Source organism: Microbulbifer sp. S227A (genome assembly GCF_049800935.1).
Window position 1 is genome coordinate 58199 of the sequence record NZ_JBNAFZ010000006.1, and the last position, 26062, is coordinate 84260.

Genomic DNA, 26062 nt, shown 5'->3' on the forward strand with positions numbered 1-26062 from the left:
AAACCCTGACCACCCGGTCAGGGATTTGCCGCACTCTGTCATTGCTGCCGGTTCGGGGCAAGGGAGGGGATGCAACGCGGCGGCGAAGCCACTAGGTTAAGGGCGACGCGAGTCGTCACCAGATTTCAGGAAAGGAAGAGCGCCATGGGTTTGCGCATCAATGATACGGTTCCGAACTTCACCGCCGAGACGGATCAGGGCACCATCCAGTTTCATGACTGGATCGGCGACAGCTGGGCGATCCTGTTCTCGCACCCCAAGGACTTTACCCCGGTCTGCACCACCGAGTTCGGGGCGGTTGCGCAGCTGGCCGATGAATGGGCCAAGCGCGGCACCAAGGTGATCGGCGTGTCGGTTGACGGTGTCGAGGATCACAAGAAATGGAAAGGCGACATCGAGACATTCGCCGGCACAAGCGCCGGTTTCCCGATCATCGCCGATGACGGGCTGGCGGTCAGCAAGGCGTTTGACATGCTCCCGGCCGAGGCATACCTGCCCGATGGCCGCACCCCGGCAGACAGCGCCACGGTGCGTTCGGTGTTCATCATCGGCCCTGACAAGCAGCTGAAGCTCTCGATGACCTATCCGATGAATGTGGGCCGGAACTTTGCCGAGGTGCTGCGCGCGCTGGACGGCTTGCAGACGGCGGCCAAGGAAAACGTCGCGACCCCGGCAAACTGGAACATCGGCGACGACGTGGTCATCCCCACCGCGGTCAACGACGAGGACGCCAAGGCGAAATACGGCGAATTCACCACGCATTTCCCCTATTTGCGCACCGCCAAGCTGCCCGGCTAAGGGCGCTGCGGATGCAGGGCGACCTGCGTTCGATAGATCGCACGTTTGACTTCGCGCGCCAGTTTCCCGCTGGCGCGCGTTTTCGTCTGGATGGTCGATCCACCGATCTGGCCCGCGATTTCGGCGTTTCCTGTACCAAGAATGGCATGTACCGGCTGTCCGGTGATCCAGTGCATCTGGAGCAGCGTGTCCACCGGCCGATCGATCCGGTCCGTGGCGGCCAGCAGACGGGCGGCGGCACCGCGTCCCACCACCTGGCAGATGCATTGCAACCCGATCACGCGCGGCAGGATCAGGGCCATGTCGCCATCGGTCGCCAAGGTGTCGGCAGGTGTTTCGCGCTGTTTCACGGGCAGGCGGATATACATCTCGGGGGTGCCATGCGCGCGGATCAAGGTTAGCGCCCGATCCAGCCGGTCGGGATCGACCCGAAGGTCATCCTCGGTGATGATGGCATACTCCCAGCCGGACTCGACGATCCTGCGCCAGCAGCGGCGGTGGCTCTCGAACACGCCGATCTCGGCGGGGCGCAGCGCAAACGGGTAATGCGGCCGGTGCAGCGTTCCGTCCTGCGGCTCGACATCCGGAACCCGTTGCGGATCGCGCCCGTTGACGGCCTCGATCAACTCGGCCCCCGGCAAGGTATCGCGCAAACGCTCGGCATTGGCGCGGCGCGCGGTGCTGGAGGACATGTGGATGATGAGCGACTGCATATCCGTTGACTACAGCGGATGCGGAGCCGTTGAAAGAGCGCGCAACCGGTTCAGGCACGCATGAAAAAGCCCCGGACGCGGGGTCCGGGGCCTTTCCCTGTCAAAATCCGCGAGGCTTACTCGGCGGTTTCTTCTTTCTTGATCTCTTCGCCGGTTTCCTGGTCGATCATTTTCATCGACAGGCGCACCTTGCCGCGGTCGTCAAAGCCGAGCAGTTTGACCTTGACCTCCTGGCCTTCCTTGAGAACGTCCGAAGGGTGGTTCAGGCGGCGGTTTTCGATCTGGGACACGTGCACCAGGCCGTCACGCTTGCCAAAGAAGTTCACGAAGGCCCCGAAATCGACGATCTTGACGACCTTGCCGGTATAGATCGCGCCTTCTTCGGGCTCGGCCACGATCGCATGGATCATGTCATAGGCCTTCTTGATCGATTCCCCGTCGGGAGAGGCGATCTTGATGATGCCGTCGTCGTTGATGTCGACTTTGGCACCGGAGACTTCGACGATCTCGCGGATCACTTTACCGCCCGAGCCGATCACTTCGCGGATCTTGTCGGTGGGCACCTGCATGGTTTCGATGCGCGGCGCGTGGATCGAGAATTCCGCGGCACCGGACAGCGCCTTGTTCATCTCGCCCAGAATGTGCAGACGGCCTTCCTTGGCTTGGGCCAGGGCCTTTTCCATGATCTCGGGCGTGATGCCCGCGATTTTGATGTCCATCTGCAGGGAGGTGATGCCGTTCTCGGTGCCGGCAACCTTGAAGTCCATGTCGCCAAGGTGGTCTTCGTCACCGAGGATGTCCGACAGGATCGCGTAGGAGCCATCGTCTTCGAGGATCAGGCCCATGGCCACACCGGCAACCGGTGCCTTGAGCGGCACACCCGCATCCATCATCGACAGCGAACCGCCGCAGACCGACGCCATCGAGGACGAGCCGTTGGATTCGGTGATCTCGGACACGACGCGGATGGTGTAGGGGAAATCGGTGCTCGCGGGCAGAACCGCCTGCAATGCGCGCCATGCCAGCTTGCCGTGGCCGATTTCGCGGCGACCGGGCGAACCCACGCGGCCAACTTCGCCAACCGAGTAGGGCGGGAAGTTGTAGTGCAGCAGGAAGTTCGATTTGAAGTTGCCGTGCAGCGCGTCGATGAACTGTTCATCGTCGCCGGTGCCCAGAGTGGTCACGACCAGACCCTGTGTTTCGCCACGGGTGAACAGCGCCGATCCGTGGGTCCGGGGCAGCAGGCCGGTTTCGGCAACGATGTCGCGGATTTCGTCGGTCTTGCGGCCGTCGATACGCTTGCCGGTTTTCACCACGTCACCGCGCAGGATGCCGGCTTCGAGCTTTTTCAGCGCGGAACCGAGATTGGCGTCTTCCTGTTGCTCTTCGCTCAGCTTTGCCAGGATTGCTTCGCGGGCGGCGGCCACGGCTGTGGTGCGTTCCTGCTTGTCAGCGATGGCAAAGGCGGCGCGCATTTCGGTTTCGCCAGCGGCCTTGACCGCTTCGAACAGCTCCGAATAATCGACCGGCTGGAAATCAAACGGCTCTTTTGCCGCTTCTTCGGCCAGCGAGATGATCAGGTCGATCACCGGCTGGATTTGCGCGTGCGCGAAGTTTACGGCACCCAGCATTTCCGCTTCGGTCAGCTCGTAGGCCTCGGATTCGACCATCATGACCGCATCCTTGGTGCCGGCCACGACCAGATCAAGGCGCTGCTCCGGGTTCAGGCGCAGGTCCTGCATGTCGTCCACGGTCGGGTTCAGCACGTATTCGCCATCTTCGAAACCGACACGGCAGCCCGCGATCGGGCCCATGAACGGTGCACCCGACAGGGTCAGGGCGGCGCTGGCGGCGATCATCGCCACGATATCGGGGTCATTGACCAGATCGTGCGACAGAACGGTACACATCACCAGCACTTCGTTCTTGAAGCCGGGAACAAACAGCGGGCGGATCGGGCGGTCGATCAGGCGCGCGGTCAGCGTTTCCTTTTCGGTCGGACGTGCTTCGCGCTTGAAAAAGCCACCGGGCACCTTGCCCGCGGCATAGTATTTTTCCTGGTAATGCACGGTCAGCGGAAAGAAATCCTGCCCCGGCTTTTGTTTCCTGGCAAAGGTCACGTTTGCCATGACCGAGGTTTCGCCCAGGGTGGCGATGACGGTGCCATCAGCCTGGCGGGCAACCTTGCCGGTTTCCAGAGTGAGGGTCTCTTCGCCCCACTCTATCGATTTCGTCGTAACGTTAAACATATATCGGTTCCTTAAGGGAGCACTCCCGGCCCTCCGGGTCTCCCGTTTGCTTGGCGGCCCCATTGCCGCCGACCCCATCAATTATCGTTCCGAGCGCCGGGGTCCTGGCGCAACGTCTCGGATTGCCCGCCCATACATCAGATCGCCACGAATGGAAAGGGGCCGCAACGCAGCCCCTGATAGTGAGTCCGACAGGATGACCGCCAATTGCGGGCGTCAGACACCGGCGTCGATGATCGCCTGTGCAAGAACGGGAATGGTCTTAGCGTTCAGCCCGGCGATGTTCATCCGGCTGTCGCCGATCATGTAGATGCCGTGATCGGCGCGCAGTTTTTCGACCTTGTCCGGCGTGGTGCCAAGGCGCGAGAACATGCCGCGATGCTGGGCGAGAAAGGCGAACCGGTCCGAGCCCGAAAGCTTTTGCAACTCGCTGGCCAGCGAGGTGCGCAAATCGAGCATCGACAGGCGGACCTCTTCGAGTTCCGCCGCCCAGTCGGTGCGCAGGGCATCGTCATTCAGGATCATCGTCACCAGACGCGCGCCGTGATCGGGCGGGAAGGAAAAGTTCTGGCGGTTGAGAAAGGCCAGCGTGCCCTGGTTCAGCCCCTGTTGCGCGCTGTTCCGGCTGACCGCCATCAACAGGCCGGTGCGTTCGCGATAGATGCCGAAATTCTTGGAGCAGCTTGCCGCGATCAGGCATTCGGGCACTTGCGAGGCAACCATGCGCGTGGCGGCGGCGTCGGCTTCCAGACCATCGCCAAAGCCCTGATAGGCAATGTCGACCATCGGGATCAGCCCCTTGTCATTCAGCAGGTCGATCACCGCCTGCCATTCCACCGCGTTCAGGTTGGCGCCCGTCGGGTTGTGGCAGCAGCCATGCAGCAACACCACGTCACCGGCGCGGGCGGTGCCAAGATCTTCCATCATCCCGCCGAAATCGACGCCCCGGGTCTCGTCGTCGAAATAGCGATAAGCGACGGTTTCGATCCCCACGTATTTCAGGATCGACAGGTGGTTCGGCCATGTCGGGTTCGACACGAACACGCGGGCATCGGGGTTTGCCATGCGGATCAGCTCGAAGGCCTGGCGACAGGCCCCGGTGCCGCCGGGTGTCGCGGCGGCGGCGACGTTTTCACGCGCGACCGCATCGCCCAGCACCAGCGAGATCATCGCGTCCGAAAAGGCCGGATCGCCGGTCAGACCGGTATAGGCCTTGGTTTCCTGTTCCTGCCACAGGCGATGTTCCGCCGCCTTGACCGCGCGCATTACCGGGGTGACGCCCTCGGCGTTCTTGTAGACGCCGACACCGAGATCGACCTTGTTGTCGCGCGGGTCGTCCCGGAACGCCTGCATGAGCGCCAGGATCTTGTCCGCGGGCTGGGCTGTGAGATTTTCGAACATCATGCGTCTCCGGTTGCGATGGGCAGGGTCGGGAAGGCACCCCATTCGGCCCAGGACCCGTCATAAAGCGAATGGTCGGCCTTGCCCATGCGTTCCAGGGCAAGGCTGAGAATGGCGGCGGTGACGCCAGAGCCACAGGTCGTGATCGCGGGTTTGCCCAGATCGACCCCGGCGGCTTCAAAGATGGCGCGGCATTCTTCGGGGGTCTTCATGGTGCCGTTGTCATTGAGCAGGCTGTCGAATGGCACGTTGCGCGCGCCGGGAATATGCCCGCCGCGCAGCCCCTCGCGCGGCTCGGGGGCTTCGCCGCGAAACCGCCCGGCCGAACGTGCATCGATGATCGAATGATCGCCCAGCTTGCTGGCCTGGCTGACCTGGGTGACATCCCGCACGAGGCTGTTCTGTACGCGCACGGTCATGTGACGGTCGCGTACCACCGGTGGCAGGTCTTCGACCGGGTGGCCTTCGGATTGCCACTTGGGCAGGCCACCGTCGAGCACCGCGACGTTGTTCTGCCCCATCAGCCGGAACAGCCACCACACCCGCGCCGCCGAATTCAGCCCGGCACCGTCATAGACGACAACCTGGTGCCCGTCGCCGACACCCATGGCGCGCAGGCGGGACATGAATTTTTCCACCGGCGGCACCATGTGGGGCAGGTCCGAGCGGTGGTCGGAAATGTCATCGATGTCAAAGAAGCGCGCGCCGGGAATATGTGCGTTCTCATATTCGGCGCTGGCGTTCCGGTTGGCATTGGGCAGATACCACGACGCATCCAGGATCCGCAAATCGGGATCCCTGAGATGCGCCGCCAGCCAATCGGTGGAAACCAGAGTACGCGGATCGTCCTGCATGTCGGTGGGCCTCTTGTTCATCCGCACCCTTGCTACGCGGGCGGGACATGCGTTGCAAGACCGCGGCACACCGCCATCGCCCGCGGCGCGCCGTTTCTTGCGGCCCGCCGGCCCCGGCTCAGCGGTTGTCCTTGAGCAGGCGCTGTTTCTGGCGTGACCAGTCGCGCTTGGCCTGGCTTTCGCGCTTGTCGTGGTTCTTCTTGCCCTTGGCGATTCCCAGCTTGAGCTTGGCCAGTCCGCGATGGTTGAAATACATCACGATCGGCACCAGCGTCATGCCCTTGCGTTGGGTCGCGGTCCAGAGATCGGAGAGCTGTTTGCGCGACACCAGCAGCTTGCGCCGGCGGCGTTCCTCGTGGCGAAAGGTCTTGGCCTGCCCGTAGGGCGCGACATAGCTGTTGACCAGCCACAATTCGCCGTCTTCCACGGCCGCATAGCTCTCGGCGATATTGCCGCCATTGGCGCGCAGGGATTTCACCTCGGACCCTTCCAGCAACATGCCGCATTCCAGGTCTTCCTCGATGGCATAGTCAAACCGTGCCCGCCGGTTCTCGGCGATCACCTTGTAGTTCGGATCTGATTTCGTCTGTGCCATGACGCGCAGATGTAGGCGCTTGGCCCTGCCTGCGCAAGGCGGCGCGTCATGGTCATTTTTTCGCCCAGGCCGCGCTGGCCTGTTTGCCTGCGGCGGCTGCTGCGCTATGGCTTGGGAAAACAGGCGCAGAGGGCAGGACGGATGCAGATCACACGACGGACAATGACACTGGGGCTCGCGGCGACGGCGCTGGCCGGATGTTCGGGCGCAAATACCGGACCCACGGCGGCCTCGGTGTCGCGCATGCGCACGGTGCCGAACGCGGGTTATGATGCCTGGGTTGCCGGGTTCAAGGGGCGCGCGGCGGCCAAGGGGATCAGCCAGGGCACGATCGACCGGGCGTTTCGCGGCGCGGGCTATCTGCCCGAGGTGATCGAGCGCGACCGCAACCAGCCCGAGTACAAGCGCACGCTGGAAGATTACCTTGCCATTGCCGCATCCGACGAACGGATCAGCGACGGCAAGACGATGCTGCGCCGATACAACGCGACCCTGTCGCAGATCGAGGCGCAATACGGCGTCAGCAAGTATATCGTCACCGCGATCTGGGGGCTTGAAAGCCGCTATGGCACACGACGCGGAGATGTGCAGGTGATCTCGGCCCTGTCGACGCTGGCCTATGACGGGCGGCGCGGGTCGTTTTTCGAGAGCCAGCTGGTCGCGGCCCTGCGGATCCTGCAAAACGGCGATACCACCCCGGACAAGATGACCGGAAGCTGGGCGGGGGCGATGGGGCATACCCAGTTCATTCCCACGTCGTACCTGGCCTTTGCGGTCGACTTCACCGGCGACGGGCGGCGTGACATCTGGGATGACGACCCCACCGACGCGCTTGCTTCGGCGGCGGCTTACCTGGCCAGGAACGGCTGGGTCCGGGGGCAGGCCTGGGGCGGCGAGGTCGGATCGGCGGCGGCCTCGTCGGCGACGCCGCTGGCGATCATCCAGCCACAGGTGCCGGGGCCGAAATTCGCCGTGTTCAAGAACTTTTCGGTGCTCAAACGCTATAACAACTCCGACAGCTACGCGTTGGGCGTCGGGCATCTTGCCGACCGTATCGCCGGGGGCGGGCCGTTCAAGGCGTCGTTCGGGCCGGATGCGGATGGTCTGACGCTGGCGGATCGCAAGGACTTGCAGCGCCGCCTGACCGCCGCCGGGTTTGACACTGGCGGTGCGGATGGGGTCATCGGGTCGAAATCCGAAGCCGCGATCAGCGCCTATCAGCGCAGCGCAGGCATGTCCGTGACGGGCCGGCCTTCGGTGGCGTTGCTGCGCCGGCTTGGCGGCTGACCCTGTTTCGGCGGGCGGGGTTCAATCGCCCAGCTTGGCGTGAACCTCGTCTAGGTCGATCTCGCCCACGGGCATCTTGTTGCCCGGGTTCTCGAAATCGTATTTGAACAGGTCGAAATCGCGTTTGTAGATTTCATAGACCAGATGCATCGACAGATCGTCGAAATACTCGGCGACCGGGTGGGCGCGTTTGGGGCCGTGGTTCTCGCTTTCGTTAAAGCGCGGGATCGTGCCCAGGTCGATGCCGTGCGGCGTGTCGATGGCGTCCAGAACCCGCTGCATCCCCTCGTCGAAGCGCTCGGTCCAGAAAATGCTGTCATAGGTGCCGCCATTGACGATGAAGGTCGAGATGTGACCCGACATGGCGGACCAGTGAATGTCCGGATCCATCGGGCGTCGCCAGCGGATGGTGTCGCGCGCAAACAGCAGGAAACGCCGGAACGAGCGGATTTGGTCGAATTCCTGCTTGCCGTCTTCGCCGCCGAATTCGACGCCATAGCGCGCCGCGAGCATCGGCACGAGGTTGCCGCGATACCGTTTGCCGTTGCGCTGGATGCCGCAGATCTTGTCAAAGAACGAACTCAGGATCCGGGTGTAGGGATTGCGCACGCTGGTAAAGGCATAGGATTGATGCGACTGCACGTTGCGGGTGATCGCGTCCTGGCTGTCATCCAGCGCCCATTTGTGAATGCCGGACTTGGCGTCGTGAATGTCGCCGTCGTAATAGGCGCCGTGATCCGAATAATACATGATCTGCCCGATGGTCGAGCAGGCGCATTTGGGCACGACGCGATACACCATGCTCTCGGATTCGGTCATCCAGGTTCCGGGAAATCCCATAAGCTGCCTCCTGCGGTCTGTGTGTCCTGATCGGAACGCAGAGATTTTCGCGCCAAGAAAGCAAAGAATGCAGGTTTATTCAATCCGCCATGACCTTTAACAGTCTACGGACAAACCACCCCAGACGGACGATGTGCAAGCTGAATGGCAAAAATCGCGTATATCCTGCTGTGTCACAAGGATCCTGACGCGATCATCGATCAGGCGCGTCGCCTGACGGCGGCGGGCGATTTCATATCGATTCACTTCGACGCCCGCGCCGAGCGGGGCGACTTCGAGCAGATCAGCTCGGAGCTGGCCGGCAATCCGAATGTCGTTTTCGCGGACAGGCGCATCAGATGCGGCTGGGGGGAATGGTCGCTGGTACAGGCGACCCTGCACGCGGTGCAGGCGGCCGAACGGGCCTTTCCGCGTGCCACCCATTTCTACATGCTGTCCGGCGATTGCATGGCGATCAAGACGGCGCAATATGCCCATCACTTCCTGGACACACAGGATGTCGACTACATCGAGAGCTTTGATTTCTTTCAGAGCAACTGGATCAAGACCGGCATGAAGGAGGACCGGCTGATCTTTCGGCATTTCTTTAACGAGCGCAAACACAAGGCGCTGTTCTATGCTTCGGTCGATCTGCAAAGGCGGCTGGGATTGCAGCGGTCGATTCCCGATGATCTGCAAATCCAGATCGGCAGCCAGTGGTGGTGCCTGAGACGGCGCACCATCGAAGCGATCCTGACCTTCGTTAAGGATCGGCCCGATGTCATGCGGTTCTTCAGGACCACGTGGATCCCGGACGAGACGTTTTTCCAGACGCTGGTGCGCCACCTGGTGCCGGAAACCGAGATCGAGGCGCGCACGCTGACTTTCCTGATGTTCTCGGATTACGGCATGCCGGTGACGTTCTACAACGATCAATACGATCTGCTGCTTGGCCAGGATTTCCTGTTTGCCCGCAAGATCAGCCCCGAGGCGCGGGATCTCAAGGCGCGGCTGGGCGATCTCTATGCCAGCCGTGATGTCGAGTTCCAGATCGGCAACGAGGGGCGCAACCTGTTCGGTTTCCTGACCGGCAGGGGCCGGGTGGGGCGGCGTTTCAGCCAGCGTGCCTGGGAAACCGGGAGTACGCTGGGGCGCGAGCGCGAGCTGATGATCGTGGTCTGCAAGAAATGGCACGTGGCCAAACGCCTGATCGAACGGATCCGCGCGGTCACGGCCCTGCCCGCGGTGGAATACCTGTTCAACGAGGAAAACACGCCGCTGCCCGATCTGGGCGGAATCCAGACCAGCCTTGAAAAACGCACCCGGCACCGGCGCACGTTGACCCGCCTGTTGTTCGGGGCCTTCGGGACCGACCGGCTGATCATGTGCATGGATCCGTCCGGCATCGAGTTGATCCGGGATTTTCACGACGACCGCTCCCGCACCCGGATATTGGAGCTGTCCTGCGTGTTTTCAGACGAATATCTGATCGGCCATGCCGAGCGTGTCGGTCTGCTTGGCCAAAGCAGCAACGCCGGGGCGCGGGCCCGTCTGTTGCCGACCATCCGTAACGATATCGACTATGAAAGCGACCGGCTGCGGGATGCCGGTTTCTCGTCCTATGCGCTGATGTCCGAACAGTTCACGCCCGCGCAAAACGCGAAGGCGTTGCAGGATTTCCTGTCCGTGCCCCATGAAACGGCGGCGGAGATCGTCGCGATGGACCACCTGTTCTCTGATTGACGATGATCTGCCCCTGCGCAATCGGCGCGCTCCGAGGCGGAGGCTTGGGCGGTCGCCACGATTTGGTGCGGGTGAAGGGACTTGAACCCCCACGCCTTGCGGCGCCAGAACCTAAATCTGGTGCGTCTACCAATTCCGCCACACCCGCACACCCGCGCGGCGTCGCAACGGATGCGGCGCGGACTGGGGTTGCTTAGCAAAGCTCTTGCGGGGATGCGAGAGGAAATCCGAACCGGCGGGCGCGGGTTTGGGCAATTTATGGGCCCTCCACGCCCCCGGTTTCATGTCGGGCCATTGACGAGGCGCTTCATGTTCCCAATGCGCGAAACACCTTGGGCATCTGCTCGGCTATGTCCTCGGCGATCAGCGCGGGGCCAAAGGACAGGGCGCATTCGGTATGCAGCCAGGCGGCGGTTTCGCTGGCCTGCATCGGCCCCATGCCGCGCGCCATGAGTCCGGTAATGAACCCGGCCAGCACATCTCCCGACCCTGCGGTGGCGAGCCAGGGCGCGCTGCGCTCGTACTGGGCCGAGTGGATCGAACAGCGCCCGTCGGGCGACGCGATCACCGTCGATGCGCCCTTGTAAAGCACGGTGCAGCCCGCCCTTTCCGCCGCCGCACGGGTGGCATCCACCTTGGAAAATGCCGGTCCGCGTGCCGGTTCCGCCGCCAGCCGCTGTGCGAGATCGGGAAACAGGCGGGCGAATTCACCGCCATGCGGCGTCAGGACAGTGCGATCATGGCAGAGATCGAACAGCGCGCCCGGCGCATCGGAAAACAGGCTCAGCGCATCGGCGTCGAGCACCGTGGGCCGCCCGAGCGGCAACACCGTTTCGACCAATGCGCGCTGTGCCTCGCGGGTGCCAAGGCCGGGGCCAAGGCAGAGCGCGTTCAGACGCGTATCCCAGAGCAGTTCGGCGAGCGCCTCGGCATCCGCAACCGGGGTCTGCATGATTGCGGTGACATGGGCGGCAACTTCGGCCTGTGCCTTGGGCGGGACGCCGAGTGTCACCAGCCCGGCCCCGACGCGCAGGGCACCCCGCGCGGCCAGCCGCGCCGCACCGGTGCGACCCGGACCCCCCGACAGGACCAGCGCGTGACCGGCACCGTATTTGTGCCCGTCGGTCCGTTTGGACAGGATGTCCGGCGCGGGGGGCTCGACCATCCAGACATGCCCGGCGCGCGCGTCGCTCTGCTCGGTATGGGCAAGGCCGATATCCCTGACCACGATCTTGCCGCAACAGGTATCGGCATTGCCGAGCCTGTGACCGATCTTTTCGGTGTGAAAGCTGACGGTCAGATCGACCCTCGGACAGCACCCCAAGGTCCTGCCGCTGTCCGAGCACATGCCCGATGGCATATCGACGGACACGCAGCGGACTCCGAAATCCGCGCGGATGGTCGCAAGGTTGCCGAGCACAAAGTCCGCCTCGCCTTCGACGGGGCGGGTCAACCCGGTGCCAAACAACGCGTCGACGACCAGGTCGGGCATGGATTTGACGGTGCCCGCGCTGCGATCGGTCAGGGGCACGCAGGGGCCTTGCGCCGCCCAGCGGTCGTGATTCGCGCGTGCATCCGGCGGCAGGCGATCGGTATCGCCGAGCACATGGCAGGTGACCCGCCAGCCCCGGTCTTGCAGCAGCCGCGCGATGACATAACCGTCGCCGCCATTGTTGCCGGGGCCGCAGAGAACCGTTGCCATGTGGTTGCCAGAGGCGAAATCGGGCCATTCCCGGATGATCGCTTCGACCACGCCAGCCCCGGCGCGCTCCATCAGGTCAAGCCCGGTCACGCTGCCCGAGGCAATGGCGGCCCCTTCGATGGCGCGCATCTGGGCTCCGCTCAAGAGTTCAGCCATGTTCACGTCCTGTCGATTCAGTTTCGCCGCATTTTTGTGCAAATCGCCCAAACATGAGGCAGAGTTGCGAGTTTGATACGCGCGTCCCCTAGCTTGCCACCGTAACCGATTGTGGACCCGAAATAGAAGTGGTCTGCCGCTGGTGAACACCGTCAGTCAGGAGGGGCCCATGAAGAAGATCGAGGCGATCATCAAACCGTTCAAACTCGATGAAGTGAAAGAAGCGCTTCAGGAGGTTGGCGTGCAGGGGCTATCGGTGATCGAGGTCAAGGGCTTTGGTCGTCAGAAGGGCCATACCGAACTCTATCGCGGCGCGGAATATGTCGTGGATTTTCTGCCCAAGGTCAAAATCGAAGTCGTGCTTGACGATGATCAGGTGGACGGCGCCATCGAGGCGATCGTCGATGCGGCCAAGACCGACAAGATCGGCGACGGCAAGATTTTTGTCAGCTCGATCGAGCAGACGATCCGCATTCGGACCGGCGAGACCGGTTCGGACGCCCTGTAGCCGACAGCAATATACTTTCCAGAGAGGGGAAATCAGGAATGAGCAAGGAAGCAGTTCTCAAGCTGATCAAGGACGAGGACGCCGAATACGTGGATATCCGGTTCACCGATCCGCGTGGCAAACTTCAGCATGTGACGGTCGTCGCCGATCTGGTCGACGAGGATTTTCTTGAAGAAGGCTTCATGTTCGATGGCAGCTCGATCGCGGGCTGGAAATCGATCGAAGCATCGGACATGAAACTCATGCCCGACACCGAAAGCGTCTATGTCGACCCGTTCTACGCGGAAAAGACCCTGTGTCTGCATTGTTCCGTGGTCGAGCCCGATACCGGCGAACCCTATCAGCGCGACCCGCGCGGCACGGCGCAGAAGGCCGAGGCCTATCTGAAATCCTCCGGTATCGGCGACGTGGCTTATATGGGCCCGGAAGCGGAATTCTTCCTGTTTGACGACGTGCGCTATTCCAACAGCATCAACAAGGTGTCCTACGAGGTCGACGCGACCGATGCGTCCTGGAACACCGACACCGAGTACGAGATGGGCAACATGGGCCACCGTCCTGGCGTCAAGGGCGGCTATTTCCCGGTCAACCCGATCGACGAAAGCCAGGATTTGCGCTCCGAGATGCTGTCGACCATGAAGCGGCTCGGCATGAAAGTGGACAAGCACCACCACGAGGTTGCCTCCTGCCAGCACGAGCTGGGCCTGATCTTTGGCACCGTCACCAAGCAGGCGGACGAGCTGCAAAAGTACAAATACGTGGTGCACAACGTCGCGCATGCCTATGGCAAATCCGCGACCTTCATGCCCAAGCCCATCGCGGGCGACAACGGCACCGGCATGCACGTGAACATGTCGATCTGGAAAGACGGCAAGCCGCTGTTCGCGGGCGACAAATATGCCGACCTGTCGGACGAGGCGCTGTATTATATCGGCGGTATCCTCAAGCACGCCAAGACGCTGAACGCCTTTACCAACCCGGGTACCAACAGCTACAAGCGCCTGATCCCCGGTTTCGAAGCGCCGGTTCTGCGTGCCTACTCGGCGAGCAACCGGTCGGGCTGTATCCGTATCCCGTTCTCGGAATCGCCCAAGGCCAAGCGCGTCGAGGCCCGCTTCCCCGATCCGTCGGCAAACCCCTACCTGTGCTTTGCCGCGCTGCTGATGGCCGGTCTTGACGGCATCAAGAACAAGATCCACCCCGGCGAGGCGATGGACAAGAACCTCTATGACCTGCCGCCGGAAGAGCTGGCCGGGATCGACACGGTTTGCGGTTCGCTGCGCGAAGCGCTGGATGCGCTGGCAAGCGATCACGACTTCCTGCTGGCCGGTGACGTGTTCACCAAGGACCAGATCGAGGGCTATATCGCGCTCAAGATGGAAGAGGTCGAAACCTACGAGCACACGCCGCACCCGGTTGAATACGGCATGTATTACAGCTGCTGACCGGTTCAAGGCAGAGAACGCACCAGGAGGCGTCCCGTTTTCGGGGCGCCTTTTTCGTTCGGGGGGCGTGCGGGGCGGCACCATGCACAAGCCAGTTCCCATATGCGCGATGTCTGCTAGTGTCGGGTGGCAGACGGGAGAAATTCGCAGCATGTTGCCACTGTCCATGAAACGCCTCATCCTCGGACTGGCCCTTGTCACCGGGCTGGCGCAGCCATCCCTTGCCGCGACCTGCGGCAATACCGGGGCCGGGTTTGAAACCTGGAAGGCGTCCTTTGCCAAGGAGGCACGCAAGGCCGGGGTCAAACAGCGCGGATTGCAGGCGCTGACACAGGCGCAATATGCCACGCGCACCATCGCCGCCGACCGGAACCAGAAATCCTTTCGCTACTCGCTGGACAAGTTCATGCGGATACGCGGGGCCGACACCATCGTTGCGCAGGGCCGCAAGCGCAAGGCGCGCAACCCGCAATTCTATGCGGCGCTGGAACGGCAATACGGGGTGCCGGCGGGCGTGTTGATTTCCATTCACGGCATGGAAACCGCGTTTGGCGGTTTCATGGGCGATAGCCGGGTGGTCTCGGCGATCACCACGCTGGCCTATGATTGCCGGCGTTCGGATTTCTTTGTGCCCCACGCCATCGGGGCGCTCAAGCTGGTCGACCAGGGGGCGCTTACATCCGCAACCCTCGGGGCCAAGCATGGCGAGCTGGGACATACGCAATTCCTGCCCGGCAACGCGCTGAAATACGGGGTGGATGCCACCGGCGACGGGCGTGTCGATTTCTACAACATGACCGATGCGCTGGCATCCACCGCGAATTTCCTGCGCCAGAAGGGCTGGAAACCGGGGCGGGGCTATCAGGAAGGACAGCCCAATTTCCAGGTCATCAAGCAATGGAACGCCGCCACCGTGTACCAACAGGCGATTGCCATCATGGCTGCCCGGATTGACGGCTAGCGCGCGATCACGAGATCCGCGCAGAGCCCGCCCAGCGTCTCGCTTTCGTCAAGCCGCAGCGCGCCGCCATGGGCGCGGGCCACGTCGGTCACGATGGCAAGGCCAAGACCGACCCCGCTGCCCCGGTTCTGGTTGCGCGACGGGTCAAGCCGCGAGAACGGACGGGTCGATTCCGCGCGCTGATCGGCGGGGATACCGGGGCCGTCATCTTCGACACGGATGCGCAGCGAGCGATCGAACAGCGCAACCGACACCTCGGCACGGGTGCCATAACGCACCGCGTTGCCGATCAGGTTTTCCAGTGCGCGGCGTATCGCCAACGGGCGCAGCTTGACCGTGCCGGTGCCGGTCATTTCACCCAGCTGTACGGGGGTGCCGGCGCGCTGCGCGTCTTCGACGATGCGTTGAACCAGCTCCCGCGGGTCGGTGGCTTCGGGCTCGCCCTCGGCCACCCCCCTGGAAAAGTCCAGGAACGCGTCGAGCAGGCGCTGCATCTCGTCCACGTCCCGCAGCAGGGGTTCGGCCTCGTCCTCGTCGATCATCGACAGGCCCAGTTTGAGCCGGGTCAGGGGCGTGCGCAGGTCGTGGCTGACGCCAGAGAGCATCAGGGTACGCTGTTCGATCTGGCGCTCGATCCGCGAGCGCATGTCCAGAAAGGCACCGCCGGCGGCGCGCACTTCGATGGCGCCGGTCGGCGAATAGGGCACCGACCGCCCCCGGCCAAAGGCCTGGGCGGCATTCGCCAGCTTGGTGATCGGCCGCAGCTGGTTGCGCATGTACACAAAGGCGATGATGGTCATCAGCACACCAAAGAACGCCATCGTGACGATCAGCTGATGCGGGTTCGATACCGCCACGCGCGCCCTGTTGACGCTGATCTTGACCGGTCCGAGATCGCTTTGCAGATAGAACTGCACCGACCGGTTGTCGGGAAACACCGACGCCAGTATCGCGGGGAAGGCCCCGGTGACCCGGTTGCGCACGATACGGGCCGAAAAATCGTACCATCGCAGGTAATCGCGGGCGGGCACGGCGTCGCGCGGCACGAATTGCACATTGATCTGCAAGGCCGAGACAAAGGGCTGCATCAGGGTCAGGGCCTCGTCCGGTGTCCGGGCCACGGCGACCTGATCGGCGATCACGTCCAGCTCGCGCACAAGGGCATCCGACATCTGGCTGGTGACGTTTTCGAGGTGACGCTGGATAAAGGCGATGGACACCACCAGCTGTACGCTCACAACCGGCAGAATCAAGATCAGCGCCGCCCGTCCATAGAGGCTGCGCGGCATATATTGTTTGAGCCACCGGAAGAACATGGGCTAAGCCTATCGGGCCACCACGGCAAGAGGAAGCGCAATGACCCAGCCGCCAGACGATTTCAACCCGATTCCGGGCCTGCCTGAAACGCTCGAACCCGGGCTGCGGCGCATTCTCGCGCCGAACCCGTCGCCGATGACCTATCGTGGCACCAATACCTATCTGGTCGGTACGCGCGGGCTGGCGGTGATCGATCCCGGCCCACGGGACACGGTTCATCTCGACGCGATCCTCGCCGCCGTCGAGCCGGGGCAGCAGATCACCCATATCGTTGTGACCCACGCCCATCTCGATCATTCGCCGCTTGCCAGGATCCTGTCACGGCACACCGGCGCGCCGGTTCTTGCCTTTGGTTCGGCCCATGCCGGGCGCAGTGCGGTGATGGAACGGCTGGCCGCCGATGGTCTGGCCGGCGGCGGCGAGGGCATTGACGATGACTTTGATCCCGACCGCGCGGTGGCGGATGGCGAAACCATCGGGGGTGATGGCTGGGCGCTTGAGGTGATCCATACGCCGGGCCACATCGGCAATCATATCGCGCTTGGCTGGCAGGATCGGTGTTTTACCGCGGATCATGTGATGGGCTGGGCCAGTTCGCTGGTATCGCCGCCTGACGGGGATCTCACCGATTTCATGGCGTCCTGCCGTCGGCTCGCCGAACGGGACTGGCGGGTGTTCTACCCCGGTCACGGGGCACCGGTTGGCGATCCCGCGGCGCGGCTCGACTGGCTGATCGGGCATCGCGAGGGGCGCGAGGCGTCGATCCTCGGGGCGCTCGGGTCGGGTCCGGCAACGGCGCGCGACCTTGCCGAGCGTATTTATACCGATGTGCCGGCGGCATTGCTGCCCGCCGCCGAACGCAACGTGTTCGCCCATCTGGTCGATCTTACCGGGCGTTCCCTGATCGCGCCGCAGGGCGTGCTTTCATCGCAGGCCCGGTTCGCGCGCGAGGACGGCTGAGCCGGCGCGTTTTGCCGGTGGTTCAGGCCGCCTTGGCCAGCGTTGCCTCGACCGCCTGCGCCAGGCGGCGCACCCCTTCGGCCAGGTCCTCGGCGTGGTTCAGGGTAAAGTTGATCCGGATGGCGCTGCGATTCCGGTTCACCGGATCGAACACCGACGAGGGGCTGACGCAGACACCGTGGTCAAGCCCGGTGCGCAGCAGCGTATCGGTATCAAGGCGCGGATCCCGCGCGGTTGCCCAGACGAACATGCCGCCGGTCGGGACCTGCCAGTCGAAGGCCCCGTCAAGATGCGTTTTCATCGCGGCACAGAGCCCGTCGCGGCGGGCGCGGTAGAGCGACAGGATCCCGGGCAGCACCGTTTCGGTCAGCCCCATCGCCAATGCATCACAGGCGATCCGCTGGCTCAGGCCCGCGGTGCACATGTCCGAGCCCTGCTTGGCGGTGACCATCGCGGCAATGACCTCGGGCGCGGCGATCATCCAGCCGACACGCAGACCCGGTGCCAGCCCCTTGGACAGGGTGCCAAGATAGATCACCGGCCCGTCATAGGGTCGATCCGCGTCTTGCGCCGAAAGGTCGAGCATCCGCGGCAGCGGCTCGCCGTCATAATGCAGCGTCCCATAGGGGTCGTCCTCGACCAGGAACGCGCCGCTGGCCCGCGCCGCGTCCACCAGCGCCTGCCGCTGCGCCAGCGGTACCAGCCGCCCGGTGGGATTGGAGAAATTCGGCACGGTATAGGCGAATTTTGCCCCGGTGAGCGCGTTGATCGGGTCGAAATCGTCCTGCTCGAAAACCATCGGCCGATAAACCGGCGAACGGGGCCGCCACGCGTCAAGCGCACCCAGATAGGCGGGGCTTTGCGCGGCCACCGCATCGCCGGGATCAAGAAAGACCTTGCCGATCAGGTCGAGCGCCTGCATCCCGCCGCTGACGATCAGGACATTGTCCCGCGTCAGGTTCAGGCCCGTCGCGGAGAACCGTCGGGCGATTTCATCGCGCAGTGCCGGCAACCCTTCGATCGGGGGATAGGCGAGCGCATCGGTGGTATGCTCGGTCATCGCCCGGTTGGCCAGCGCGGTGATGTCCTTGACCGGCCATGTCTCGGGATCCGGCAAGCCACCACCCAGGTTGATCAGCCCGGGGATCTGCCCCGCCGCAAGAAACGTGCGGGTGACGTCATTGGTTTCGGAGAGCCAGTTGGCAAATGCAGGATGAGACATGGGACTATGCTTGGATCGGGCTGTGCAGACCGCCATCCGCGACGATGGCTGGCCGGTGAGAAAGGTTGCCTGTCAGAAGGCCGGGACCGTCGCGGGAACCGCGGGCGGGCGTGATCCGTGGATCATCCGCCACGCCGCGAGCCTATCGCAGCACGTCGCCAGACGCAGGGGGGTGTCGCAAAATGACGACCATTTGCCGCGCATCCCGTGTGGCGTCCTGTTCCTGCCTGGCCTGCTCCATGCTCTCCGGTCGGGGGGTCAGAAATCGACCTCGATCGCGATGCCCTTGTCCACCGCCAGTTTCACCACCGCCGAGGCGACCGCGAGATCCTGCAATCCGACACCGGTGCCGTCAAACAGCGTGATCTCCTGATCCGATGCGCGGCCGGGATGGGTGCCGTTGATCACCGCGCCGATCTCGGTGATCTGCTCTGCCGTCAGGGTGCCGTCGGCGATGGCATGTTGCGCTTCGCCGATGCTGATCGACTGGGCGATCTCGTCGGTGAACACGGTTGCGCGGGTCAAAAGCGCCGCTTCGGTCTCCTGCTTGCCCTTGGTGTCGGTGCCCATGCAGGCGAGATGGGTGCCGGGGGCGACATGGTCGGCCATGAGGGACGGTGCAAAGGCCGAGGTGATCGAAATGATCACATCCGCCGCCCGCATACCCTCAAGCGATACCGCTTCAAACGGCAGGCCGGCTTCGGCGGCGACCTTTTCGATATTGGGCAGCATCTCGGGGTGATAGTTCCAGCCGATGACCTTTTCAAAGGCGCGCTGTTCAAGGGCCGCGCGCAATTGGAACGTGGCCTGATGTCCGGCACCGATCATGCCGATCACCTTGGCGTCGGGGCGCGCCAGATGCTTGATCGAGACCGACGATGCCGCCGCGGTGCGCAGCGCGGTCAGAAGGTTGCCCCCGACCATGGCGCTGGCCTTGCCGGTATCCGGGTCGAACAGGAACACGGTCGACTGGTGGTTGATGATTCCGTGCCGGTCGAGGTTGTTGGGCCAGTATCCCCCCGCCTTGAGGCCAAGCGTCATGCCGGCGCGATCAAACCCGCCCTTGAAGCCATAGAGCGCGTCGGTATGGCCGATCGCCTCGCGCACGACCGGGAAATTATAGGCGTCGCGTGACGCCATGGCGGCAAATACCTGTTCGACCGCGTCGAACGCCGCCTCACGGGTCATCAGGTCTGCGATTTCACGCTCGGGAACGATGATCATGTCGATACCTTCTTTGGAACTGAAAAAGGCGGCGGGGACGGACGATTGCCGAGCCCCGCCACAGGGAGGTAACCGGGAGTGGTTACGTCAATAAGCCTTGCCGCGCGCGGAAACCGGCCAGAGGCTCTCGACCTTGCCGCCGCGCACGCCCACGTACCAGTCGTGAACATTGGCGGTCGGGTCGCAATGGCCGGGCACCAGCCGCAGCTTTTCCCCGACTTCGAGCACGCCCTGCGGGTCGGAAATCACGCCATGTTCATCCGAACATTTCACGTATTCCACGTCGTCGCGGCCAAAGATGAAGGGCAACCCGCTATCGACCGACTGCGCCTTGAGCCCGGCGTCGCAAATCGCCTTGTCGGATTTTGCGTGGCTCATCACCTGGGTCAGGATGAAGAACGCGTTCTTCCATTCGCCCTGGTCGATGCGGTTGCCATTCTTGTCCAGGATGCGGCCGTAATCCGCGTCCATGAAGGCGTAGGATCCGCATTGCAGTTCGTTATATACACCCGAGTTGGATTCGAAATAATAGCTGCCGGTGCCGCCACCCGAGACCAATTCGCATTCGATGCCCTCCGCCTTGAGGCCCGCAACCGCGTCCTTGACCATGCCGATGGCGATGTCGAGCTTGTCCTTGCGCGCCTCATAGCTGTCCAGGTGCTGCATTGCGCCCTGATAGGCCTGGATGCCAGTGAATTTGAGGTTCGGCGCCGCCCCGACCGCCTTGGCAATCTCGACCACTTCGGGGGTTGTCGTCACGCCACAGCGCCCGGCACCGCAGTCGATTTCGACAAGGATTTCAAGCTCGGTGCCATGTGTCTGCGCCGCTGTCGACAGGTCGGCCACGTTGGTCACGTCATCGACACAGACGATGGTGCGCGCGCCCAGCTTGGGCAGCCGTGCGAGGCGGTCGATCTTGGCGGGGTCACGGACCTGGTTTGACACCAGCAAGTCCTTGATGCCGCCGCGTGCAAATACCTCGGCCTCTGACACCTTCTGGCAGCAGACGCCCGCCGCGCCGCCAAGGCGTTCCTGCAATTTGGCGACATCCACGGATTTGTGCATTTTGCCATGCACCCGATGGCGCATCCCGTGTTCGCGGGCATAGTCACCCATCTTCTTGATGTTGTATTCCAGCGCATCGAGATCGAGCACCAGGCAAGGGGTCTGGATGTCGGCCGCGTCCATACCGGGCAGGGCCGGCACGTCAAACCCGACTTCGAGATCGTCGAAATTCGTCTGAGCGTTCATTTGAGGTCTCCAAGATTAGCCGTTCATCCACGGCAGTTTGTCCAGATCGACGTTGCCGCCGGTCACGATCAGGCCGACGCGCTTGCCGCGAAAGGCTTGGGGGTTCCTGAGAATGGTCGCCAGCGGCACCGCGCTGGAGGGTTCCATGACGATCCTCAGATGCTTCCAGATGAGCTTCATCGCATCGATGATCTCCTGCTCGGACGCGGTATAGATCTCGGCGACGTGGTTGCTCACGAAATGCCAGGTCAGATCCTTGAGCGGGACCAGCAGGCCATCGGCGATGGTTTTGGGGGCATCGTCGGCGATGATGTGGCCGGCCTTGAAACTGCGATAGGCATCATCGGCCTGTTCCGGTTCCGCGGCAATCACCTGCGTTTCCGGCGCGAGGTTTGACAGGGTCAGGCAGGTTCCGGAGATCATCCCGCCGCCGCCGATCGGCGCGACCACCGCGTCCAGCCCGTCGGTCTGTTCGATGAATTCACGCGCACATGTGCCTTGCCCGGCAATCACCCGCGGGTCGTTGTAAGGGTGAACGAAATCGCCCCCGGTTTCGGCCTGTACCCGCGCAAAGGTTTCTTCGCGCGATGAGGTTGACGGGTCGCATTCGGTGATCTTGCCGCCATAGCGGCGAACCGTATCCTTTTTGGCCTGTGGCGCGGTGCGCGGCATCACCACGTGACAGGGAATGCCCCGCCGCATCGCCGCATAGCTCAGGCACGAGGCGTGGTTGCCCGACGAATGGGTGGCGACGCCCTTGTTCGCCTGCGCATCGTCTAGGCCAAAGACCGCGTTGCTGGCTCCGCGCACCTTGAAGGCACCCGGCTCCTGGAAATTTTCGCATTTGAAGAACAGCTGCGCGCCGGTCAACTCGTTCAGATAGTCCGAGCTTCGGACCGGCGTGCGGCGGATATGCGGCTTGATCCGCTCATGCGCGGCAAGCATGTCGTCGATTGTCGGGATATACATGCCAATGCTGTCCTTCATCATGCGGCAGCCCGGTTGGCGCGGCCCGAACCGTGGCGGTAATATTCCTGCGCGGCGGCGACGCCCGAGCCAAGCCGGATGTTCAGGCCAAGATCGGCCATGACCATCTCGGCAACGCCAAGCCCTGACAGCATCATGGCATCGGTCAGGCTGCCCAGGTGGCCGATGCGGAACACCTTGCCGGCCACGTCCCCCAGACCGACGCCAAAGGCCATGCCATATTCGCCGGCGGCGCGGGTCACGATGTCGGTGGCATTGAATCCCTCGGGCGTGCGGATGGCCGAAACCGTGTCGGAATAGAGATCCGGCGAGGCGGCGCAGAGCTCAAGCCCCCAGGCCCGCGTGGCGAGGCGCACGCCTTCGGCAATACGGTGGTGGCGGGCATGCACATTGTCGAGCCCCTCGCCAAGCAGCATGTCCAGCGACAGCATCAGTCCGTTCATCAACCCCACCGGCGGCGTGTAGGGAAAGCCGTTGCTGGCGTAGCCTTTGGCCATGTCGCGCACGTCAAAGAAGGTGCGGGGAAGGGTGGCGGTTTCAACCGCTTTCATGGCGCGCGGGCCAAAGCCGACAATGGCCAGCCCGGCGGGCAGCATAAAGCCCTTTTGGCTGCCGGTCACGGCAATATCCACGCCCCAATCGTCAAATCGGAAGTCCATCGAGCCGATGGAGCTCACCCCGTCAACAAACAGCAGCGCGGGGTGGTTGGCGGCATCCAGTGCGCGGCGCACCGCGGCAATGTCCGATTTCACGCCGGTGGCGGTTTCGTTATGGGTGGCGAGAACCACCTTGATCTGGTGGCCGGTATCGGCGCGCAGGATCTCTTCATAGCGATCCGCGGGCAGGCCCTGTCCCCACGGGGTTTCGACAATCGTCACATTCAGCCCGTGGCGCTGGCACATGTCGATCCAGCGATGGCTGAACATGCCGTTGCGCGCGGCCAGCACCCCGTCACCGGGCGAAAGGGTGTTGGTCAGCGCGGTTTCCCAGCCGCCGGTTCCGGTAGAAGGGAAAAAGAAAATCTCGGCATTGTCCGAACGCAGAACCTTGCGAACCCCGTCGATACAGGGATGCAGAATCTTGCCGAACAGCGGTGAGCGGTGGTCGATCGTCGGCAGGTCACACGCCTTGCGCAGCTCTTCGGGCATGTTGGTCGGGCCGGGAATGAAAACGGGATTCTGAAAACTCATGGCGGTGCCCTCCTATGGCGGTTGCCCGCAGATTAGCCCAAGTTGCGCAGGTTGAAAATTTTTTTGAAAATATTTTTCAGAATCATGAATATTGATATTGTGGTTTGTAAACAACATGTTGTGTTTTTCATTGTGCGGAATGGATTTTCATAGCAAATTGAATCCTGTGTCCCGAATCCGCGGAGCAGGCATGATGAAAGAGAATCCCCGCAAGCGCGGCCGCCCGAAATCCTTTTCCGGAAAGGCGGCGCAAACCACGATTCAGTCACTGGATCGCGCCCTTGAAGTGCTTGACAGGCTGACCGCCTCCGGGGGGCTGACCCTGACCGAGATTGCGACCGAACTCGATCAATCCCCGGCGACGATCTACCGGGTGCTGAGCACATTGGAGGCGCGCGGCTATGTTGAGATGGACCCGGCAGCGCAGGCCTGGCATATCGGGCCGACGGCGTTTCGGCTTGGCTCCGCTTTCTTGCGTCGCAGCAGCGTTGCCGAGCGCAGCCGGCCGGTCATGCATGAATTGATGCAGGTCACCGGCGAGACGTCGAATCTCGGGATCGAACGGCATGGCGAGGTCATGTTCGTGTCACAGGTCGAAACCAATGAATCCATACGTGCCTTTTTCCCGCCCGGCACCCTGTCGCCGATGCACGCGTCGGGGATCGGCAAGGCGTTGTTGTCCCGGCATGGCGATGAGCAACTGGCGCGCTATTTCAGGACCTGCCGGCAGGACCGCTTCACAGACAACACCATCACCACGCCTGATCAGCTGCGGGCTGAATTGGCGCGGATCCGGGCGCAGGGCTATTCCTTTGACGATGAAGAACGCACCGGCGGCATGCGCTGTGTCGCGGCCCCGATCATCAATCTCTACGGCGAAGCTGTGGCCGGGATCTCGGTGTCCGGCCCGACGCACCGGATGGAAACCGGGCGGATTGCCGAGATCGGTGAATTGGTCCGTAACGCGGCAGAGACAATTTCGCGCGGTCTTGGCGCACCGGAAACCGATTAGCCCCCGCGCCTTCTTTGAAAATTGACAACCCGTCCCGCGCGTGGCGCGGGCGTGATGGCGCAATGCGAAAACCGGTTGCAATCTTGTGGCTGTTAATTATAGGTATACCGGTCTACCTATTTTTGGGCATCGCAATGATCAAATCAAGCACCAGGGCAAAAGCAAGCGCGCGGGATCGTCTGTTACAAGCGGCGATGGAGTTGTTTTACAATCATGGCATCAGCGGCACGGGGATTGATACTATCGTCGCGCGGGCCGGGGTTGCCAAGAAGAGCCTGTACAACAACTTCGCGTCCAAGGCGGATTTGGTGAACACCTATCTGGAAGCCCGCCATGCGGAGTGGCTCGCGCTGTACGACAACCGGGCCGCGTCGGCCGAGGGGGCGGTCGAGAGAGTGCTCGCGGTGTTCGACGCCTATCAGGATCATGCCGAGTTTGCCTATGAGCGCGGGTTTCGCGGCTGTGGGTTGCTGAACGCGGCGGCAGAGCTTGAGGCGGGCGATATTGGCCGGGACGCGGTGCGCCGCCACAAGGAGCAGGTCGAATCGATCCTGCGCGGGCATCTTGCCGAGCTGTTCCCGGATGATCCCGCTCGGGCGGCGACCCTTGGCGCGCATATCGCCTTCCTGCTTGAAGGGGCAATGGCGCGGGCGGGGCTTGAGGGCAACAGTGATCGGGTTCGCGCGGCGCGCGCCATGGCCTGCGACATGCTCAAAGGGCACTGACATGGCACCGGGATATGGTTGGGGGGTAGCGGCGATCCTGTTTTCGGCGATTGTCTGGGGCACGACCGGAACGGCGGCGAGCTTTGCGCCCGATGTCAGCGCGGCGGCCATCGGCGCGGCGGCGATGGGAGTCGGTGGTATCGCCCAGGCGCTGGTGGCGGCACCGGGCATTGTCCGCTCGCGCAAGGCGCTTTGGGATCAGCGGCTGCTGTTGCTGTCCGGTGCGCTCGCGGTGGCGATCTATCCGCTGGCGTTTTACGGCGCGATGCGGCTGGCCGGCGTGACGGTCGGCACGGTGATCACCATCGGGTCGGCACCATTGCTGTCGGCGGTGATCGAATTCCTGCTGGATCGGGCCGGGCTGTCAGTGCGCTGGGCGATCGGCGCTCTGGTCGGGCTGGTCGGCATGGTGCTGATCTGTGTCGCCGAGAACCTATCCCATGGTGAGGTGATCGGCGGAGACTCGGTGCCGCTGGGGGTGTTGCTGGGGCTGATTGGCGGGCTGACCTATGCGTTGTATTCCTGGACCGCGCGCAAGATGATGCTGGGCGGCACGCGGTCGTCTGTCGCGATGGGGGCGACCTTTGGCCTGGGCGGGCTGTTCCTGTTGCCGGTGCTGTTGGTGACGGGCGGGCCGTTCCTCGCGTCCTGGACGAACGCCGCCGTGGGGGTCTATATGGCCAGCGTGCCGATGTTCCTTGGCTATCTCTGCTTTGGCTACGGGCTTGCTCGCGTCACGGCCAGCATGGCCACGGTCATCACCCTGCTGGAACCGGTTGTTGCCGCGATGCTGGCGGTGATCGTCGTCGGAGAGCGTTTGCCGGGTCTTGGCTGGGTCGGGGTGGCGATGGTCGTTGGGTGCCTCGTGATCATCACGGTGCCGATTCCGATCCGGTTGACATCCAGGGCGACAGGGCGGGGGCTGGTCTGAGCCGGTCTGCGG

23 protein-coding genes and 1 tRNA gene are annotated in these 26062 nt (G+C 63.1%); 10 read left to right on the forward strand and 14 right to left on the reverse strand.

Annotated elements, in window-relative coordinates; all coding sequences use genetic code 11:
• Positions 1-144: 144 nt before the first annotated feature.
• On the forward strand, positions 145-798 hold the full coding sequence (locus tag ACP15R_RS15135) for a peroxiredoxin (RefSeq protein ID WP_424987283.1): 654 nt from the start codon (positions 145-147) through the stop codon (positions 796-798).
• Here the strand turns inward: ACP15R_RS15135 and ACP15R_RS15140 are convergent.
• The 5 genes from ACP15R_RS15140 to smpB form a co-directional block, all read right to left on the reverse strand.
• A complete protein-coding gene (locus ACP15R_RS15140; protein WP_424987284.1) occupies positions 795-1511 on the reverse strand; it encodes a glycosyltransferase family 25 protein in 717 nt (238 codons plus the stop codon). The two genes, ACP15R_RS15135 and ACP15R_RS15140, sit on opposite strands and share 4 nt — an antisense overlap.
• A 116-nt stretch (positions 1512-1627) precedes the next feature.
• On the reverse strand, positions 1628-3760 hold the full coding sequence (gene pnp, locus ACP15R_RS15145; protein ID WP_424987285.1) for a polyribonucleotide nucleotidyltransferase: 2133 nt from the start codon (positions 3758-3760) through the stop codon (positions 1628-1630).
• A gap of 216 nt (positions 3761-3976) precedes the next feature.
• Positions 3977-5161, reverse strand: coding sequence for an aromatic amino acid transaminase (locus ACP15R_RS15150; protein WP_424987286.1), 1185 nt, complete (start codon positions 5159-5161; stop codon positions 3977-3979).
• The gene (gene sseA, locus ACP15R_RS15155; RefSeq protein WP_424987287.1) at positions 5161-6036 is read right to left on the reverse strand and encodes a 3-mercaptopyruvate sulfurtransferase; all 876 of its coding nucleotides are present in this window, start codon (positions 6034-6036) and stop codon (positions 5161-5163) included. The genes ACP15R_RS15150 and sseA overlap by 1 nt, the downstream gene beginning before the upstream one ends.
• A 97-nt stretch (positions 6037-6133) precedes the next feature.
• Positions 6134-6610 (reverse strand): SsrA-binding protein SmpB, encoded by a 477-nt coding sequence (smpB, locus tag ACP15R_RS15160; RefSeq protein ID WP_424987288.1) that lies wholly within the window; start codon positions 6608-6610, stop codon positions 6134-6136.
• 141 nt (positions 6611-6751) lie between these two features.
• Here smpB and ACP15R_RS15165 point away from each other — a divergent pair, with 141 nt between their 5' ends.
• Entirely contained in the window at positions 6752-7897 is a 1146-nt protein-coding gene (locus tag ACP15R_RS15165; RefSeq protein ID WP_424987289.1) for a lytic murein transglycosylase, read from the forward strand.
• A 21-nt stretch (positions 7898-7918) separates the two neighbouring features.
• Here the strand turns inward: ACP15R_RS15165 and ACP15R_RS15170 are convergent, their stop codons facing one another.
• On the reverse strand, positions 7919-8737 hold the full coding sequence (locus ACP15R_RS15170) for a sulfotransferase family protein (protein ID WP_424987290.1): 819 nt from the start codon (positions 8735-8737) through the stop codon (positions 7919-7921).
• Between the two features lie 144 nt (positions 8738-8881).
• On the opposite strand from ACP15R_RS15170, the gene ACP15R_RS15175 reads away from it, so the two are divergent.
• Positions 8882-10459 carry a DUF5928 domain-containing protein gene (locus tag ACP15R_RS15175; RefSeq protein WP_424987291.1) on the forward strand — a complete coding sequence of 526 codons (1578 nt, stop codon included), beginning with the start codon at positions 8882-8884 and terminating at the stop codon, positions 10457-10459.
• Between the two features lie 63 nt (positions 10460-10522).
• Here ACP15R_RS15175 and ACP15R_RS15180 read toward each other — a convergent pair.
• Both ACP15R_RS15180 and ACP15R_RS15185 read right to left on the reverse strand, forming a co-directional pair.
• A tRNA-Leu gene (locus tag ACP15R_RS15180) sits at positions 10523-10607 on the reverse strand.
• A gap of 159 nt (positions 10608-10766) precedes the next feature.
• Positions 10767-12317 carry an NAD(P)H-hydrate dehydratase gene (locus ACP15R_RS15185; protein WP_424987293.1) on the reverse strand — a complete coding sequence of 517 codons (1551 nt, stop codon included), beginning with the start codon at positions 12315-12317 and terminating at the stop codon, positions 10767-10769.
• Positions 12318-12486: 169 nt separating this feature from the next.
• On the opposite strand from ACP15R_RS15185, the gene ACP15R_RS15190 reads away from it, so the two are divergent.
• From ACP15R_RS15190 to ACP15R_RS15200, 3 genes are all read left to right on the forward strand, one after another.
• Positions 12487-12825, forward strand: coding sequence for a P-II family nitrogen regulator (locus tag ACP15R_RS15190; protein WP_424987294.1), 339 nt, complete (start codon positions 12487-12489; stop codon positions 12823-12825).
• A gap of 38 nt (positions 12826-12863) precedes the next feature.
• On the forward strand, positions 12864-14270 hold the full coding sequence (gene glnA, locus ACP15R_RS15195; protein WP_424987295.1) for a type I glutamate--ammonia ligase: 1407 nt from the start codon (positions 12864-12866) through the stop codon (positions 14268-14270).
• A 151-nt stretch (positions 14271-14421) separates the two neighbouring features.
• Positions 14422-15231, forward strand: a complete 810-nt coding sequence (locus ACP15R_RS15200; RefSeq protein ID WP_424987296.1) for a lytic murein transglycosylase — start codon at positions 14422-14424, stop codon at positions 15229-15231.
• Here ACP15R_RS15200 and ACP15R_RS15205 read toward each other — a convergent pair.
• Positions 15228-16547, reverse strand: coding sequence for an ATP-binding protein (locus tag ACP15R_RS15205; RefSeq protein WP_424987297.1), 1320 nt, complete (start codon positions 16545-16547; stop codon positions 15228-15230). The two genes, ACP15R_RS15200 and ACP15R_RS15205, sit on opposite strands and share 4 nt — an antisense overlap.
• Before the next feature lie 40 nt (positions 16548-16587).
• Here ACP15R_RS15205 and ACP15R_RS15210 point away from each other — a divergent pair, with 40 nt between their 5' ends.
• The gene (locus ACP15R_RS15210) at positions 16588-17508 is read left to right on the forward strand and encodes an MBL fold metallo-hydrolase (RefSeq protein WP_424987298.1); all 921 of its coding nucleotides are present in this window, start codon (positions 16588-16590) and stop codon (positions 17506-17508) included.
• 22 nt (positions 17509-17530) lie between these two features.
• Here the strand turns inward: ACP15R_RS15210 and ACP15R_RS15215 are convergent, their stop codons facing one another.
• From ACP15R_RS15215 to bhcA, 5 genes are all read right to left on the reverse strand, one after another.
• Entirely contained in the window at positions 17531-18730 is a 1200-nt protein-coding gene (locus ACP15R_RS15215; protein WP_424987299.1) for a PLP-dependent aminotransferase family protein, read from the reverse strand.
• Positions 18731-18988: 258 nt separating this feature from the next.
• Entirely contained in the window at positions 18989-19954 is a 966-nt protein-coding gene (bhcD, locus tag ACP15R_RS15220) for an iminosuccinate reductase BhcD (protein ID WP_424987301.1), read from the reverse strand.
• Positions 19955-20041: 87 nt separating this feature from the next.
• Positions 20042-21205, reverse strand: a complete 1164-nt coding sequence (bhcC, locus tag ACP15R_RS15225) for a 3-hydroxy-D-aspartate aldolase BhcC (protein ID WP_424987302.1) — start codon at positions 21203-21205, stop codon at positions 20042-20044.
• 15 nt (positions 21206-21220) lie between these two features.
• Positions 21221-22174 carry a beta-hydroxyaspartate dehydratase BhcB gene (bhcB, locus tag ACP15R_RS15230; protein WP_424987303.1) on the reverse strand — a complete coding sequence of 318 codons (954 nt, stop codon included), beginning with the start codon at positions 22172-22174 and terminating at the stop codon, positions 21221-21223.
• A gap of 17 nt (positions 22175-22191) precedes the next feature.
• Positions 22192-23382, reverse strand: a complete 1191-nt coding sequence (bhcA, locus tag ACP15R_RS15235) for an L-aspartate--glyoxylate aminotransferase BhcA (protein ID WP_424987305.1) — start codon at positions 23380-23382, stop codon at positions 22192-22194.
• 193 nt (positions 23383-23575) lie between these two features.
• Here bhcA and bhcR point away from each other — a divergent pair, with 193 nt between their 5' ends.
• The 3 genes from bhcR (at position 23576) to ACP15R_RS15250 (ending at position 26050) form a co-directional block, all read left to right on the forward strand.
• Entirely contained in the window at positions 23576-24394 is an 819-nt protein-coding gene (gene bhcR, locus ACP15R_RS15240) for an HTH-type transcriptional regulator BhcR (protein ID WP_424987306.1), read from the forward strand.
• Positions 24395-24528: 134 nt separating this feature from the next.
• Positions 24529-25119, forward strand: coding sequence for a TetR/AcrR family transcriptional regulator (locus ACP15R_RS15245; protein WP_424987307.1), 591 nt, complete (start codon positions 24529-24531; stop codon positions 25117-25119).
• Position 25120: 1 nt separating this feature from the next.
• Positions 25121-26050: a DMT family transporter gene (locus ACP15R_RS15250; RefSeq protein ID WP_424987309.1), complete on the forward strand. Its 930-nt coding sequence runs from the start codon at positions 25121-25123 to the stop codon at positions 26048-26050.
• Positions 26051-26062 lie beyond the last annotated feature (12 nt).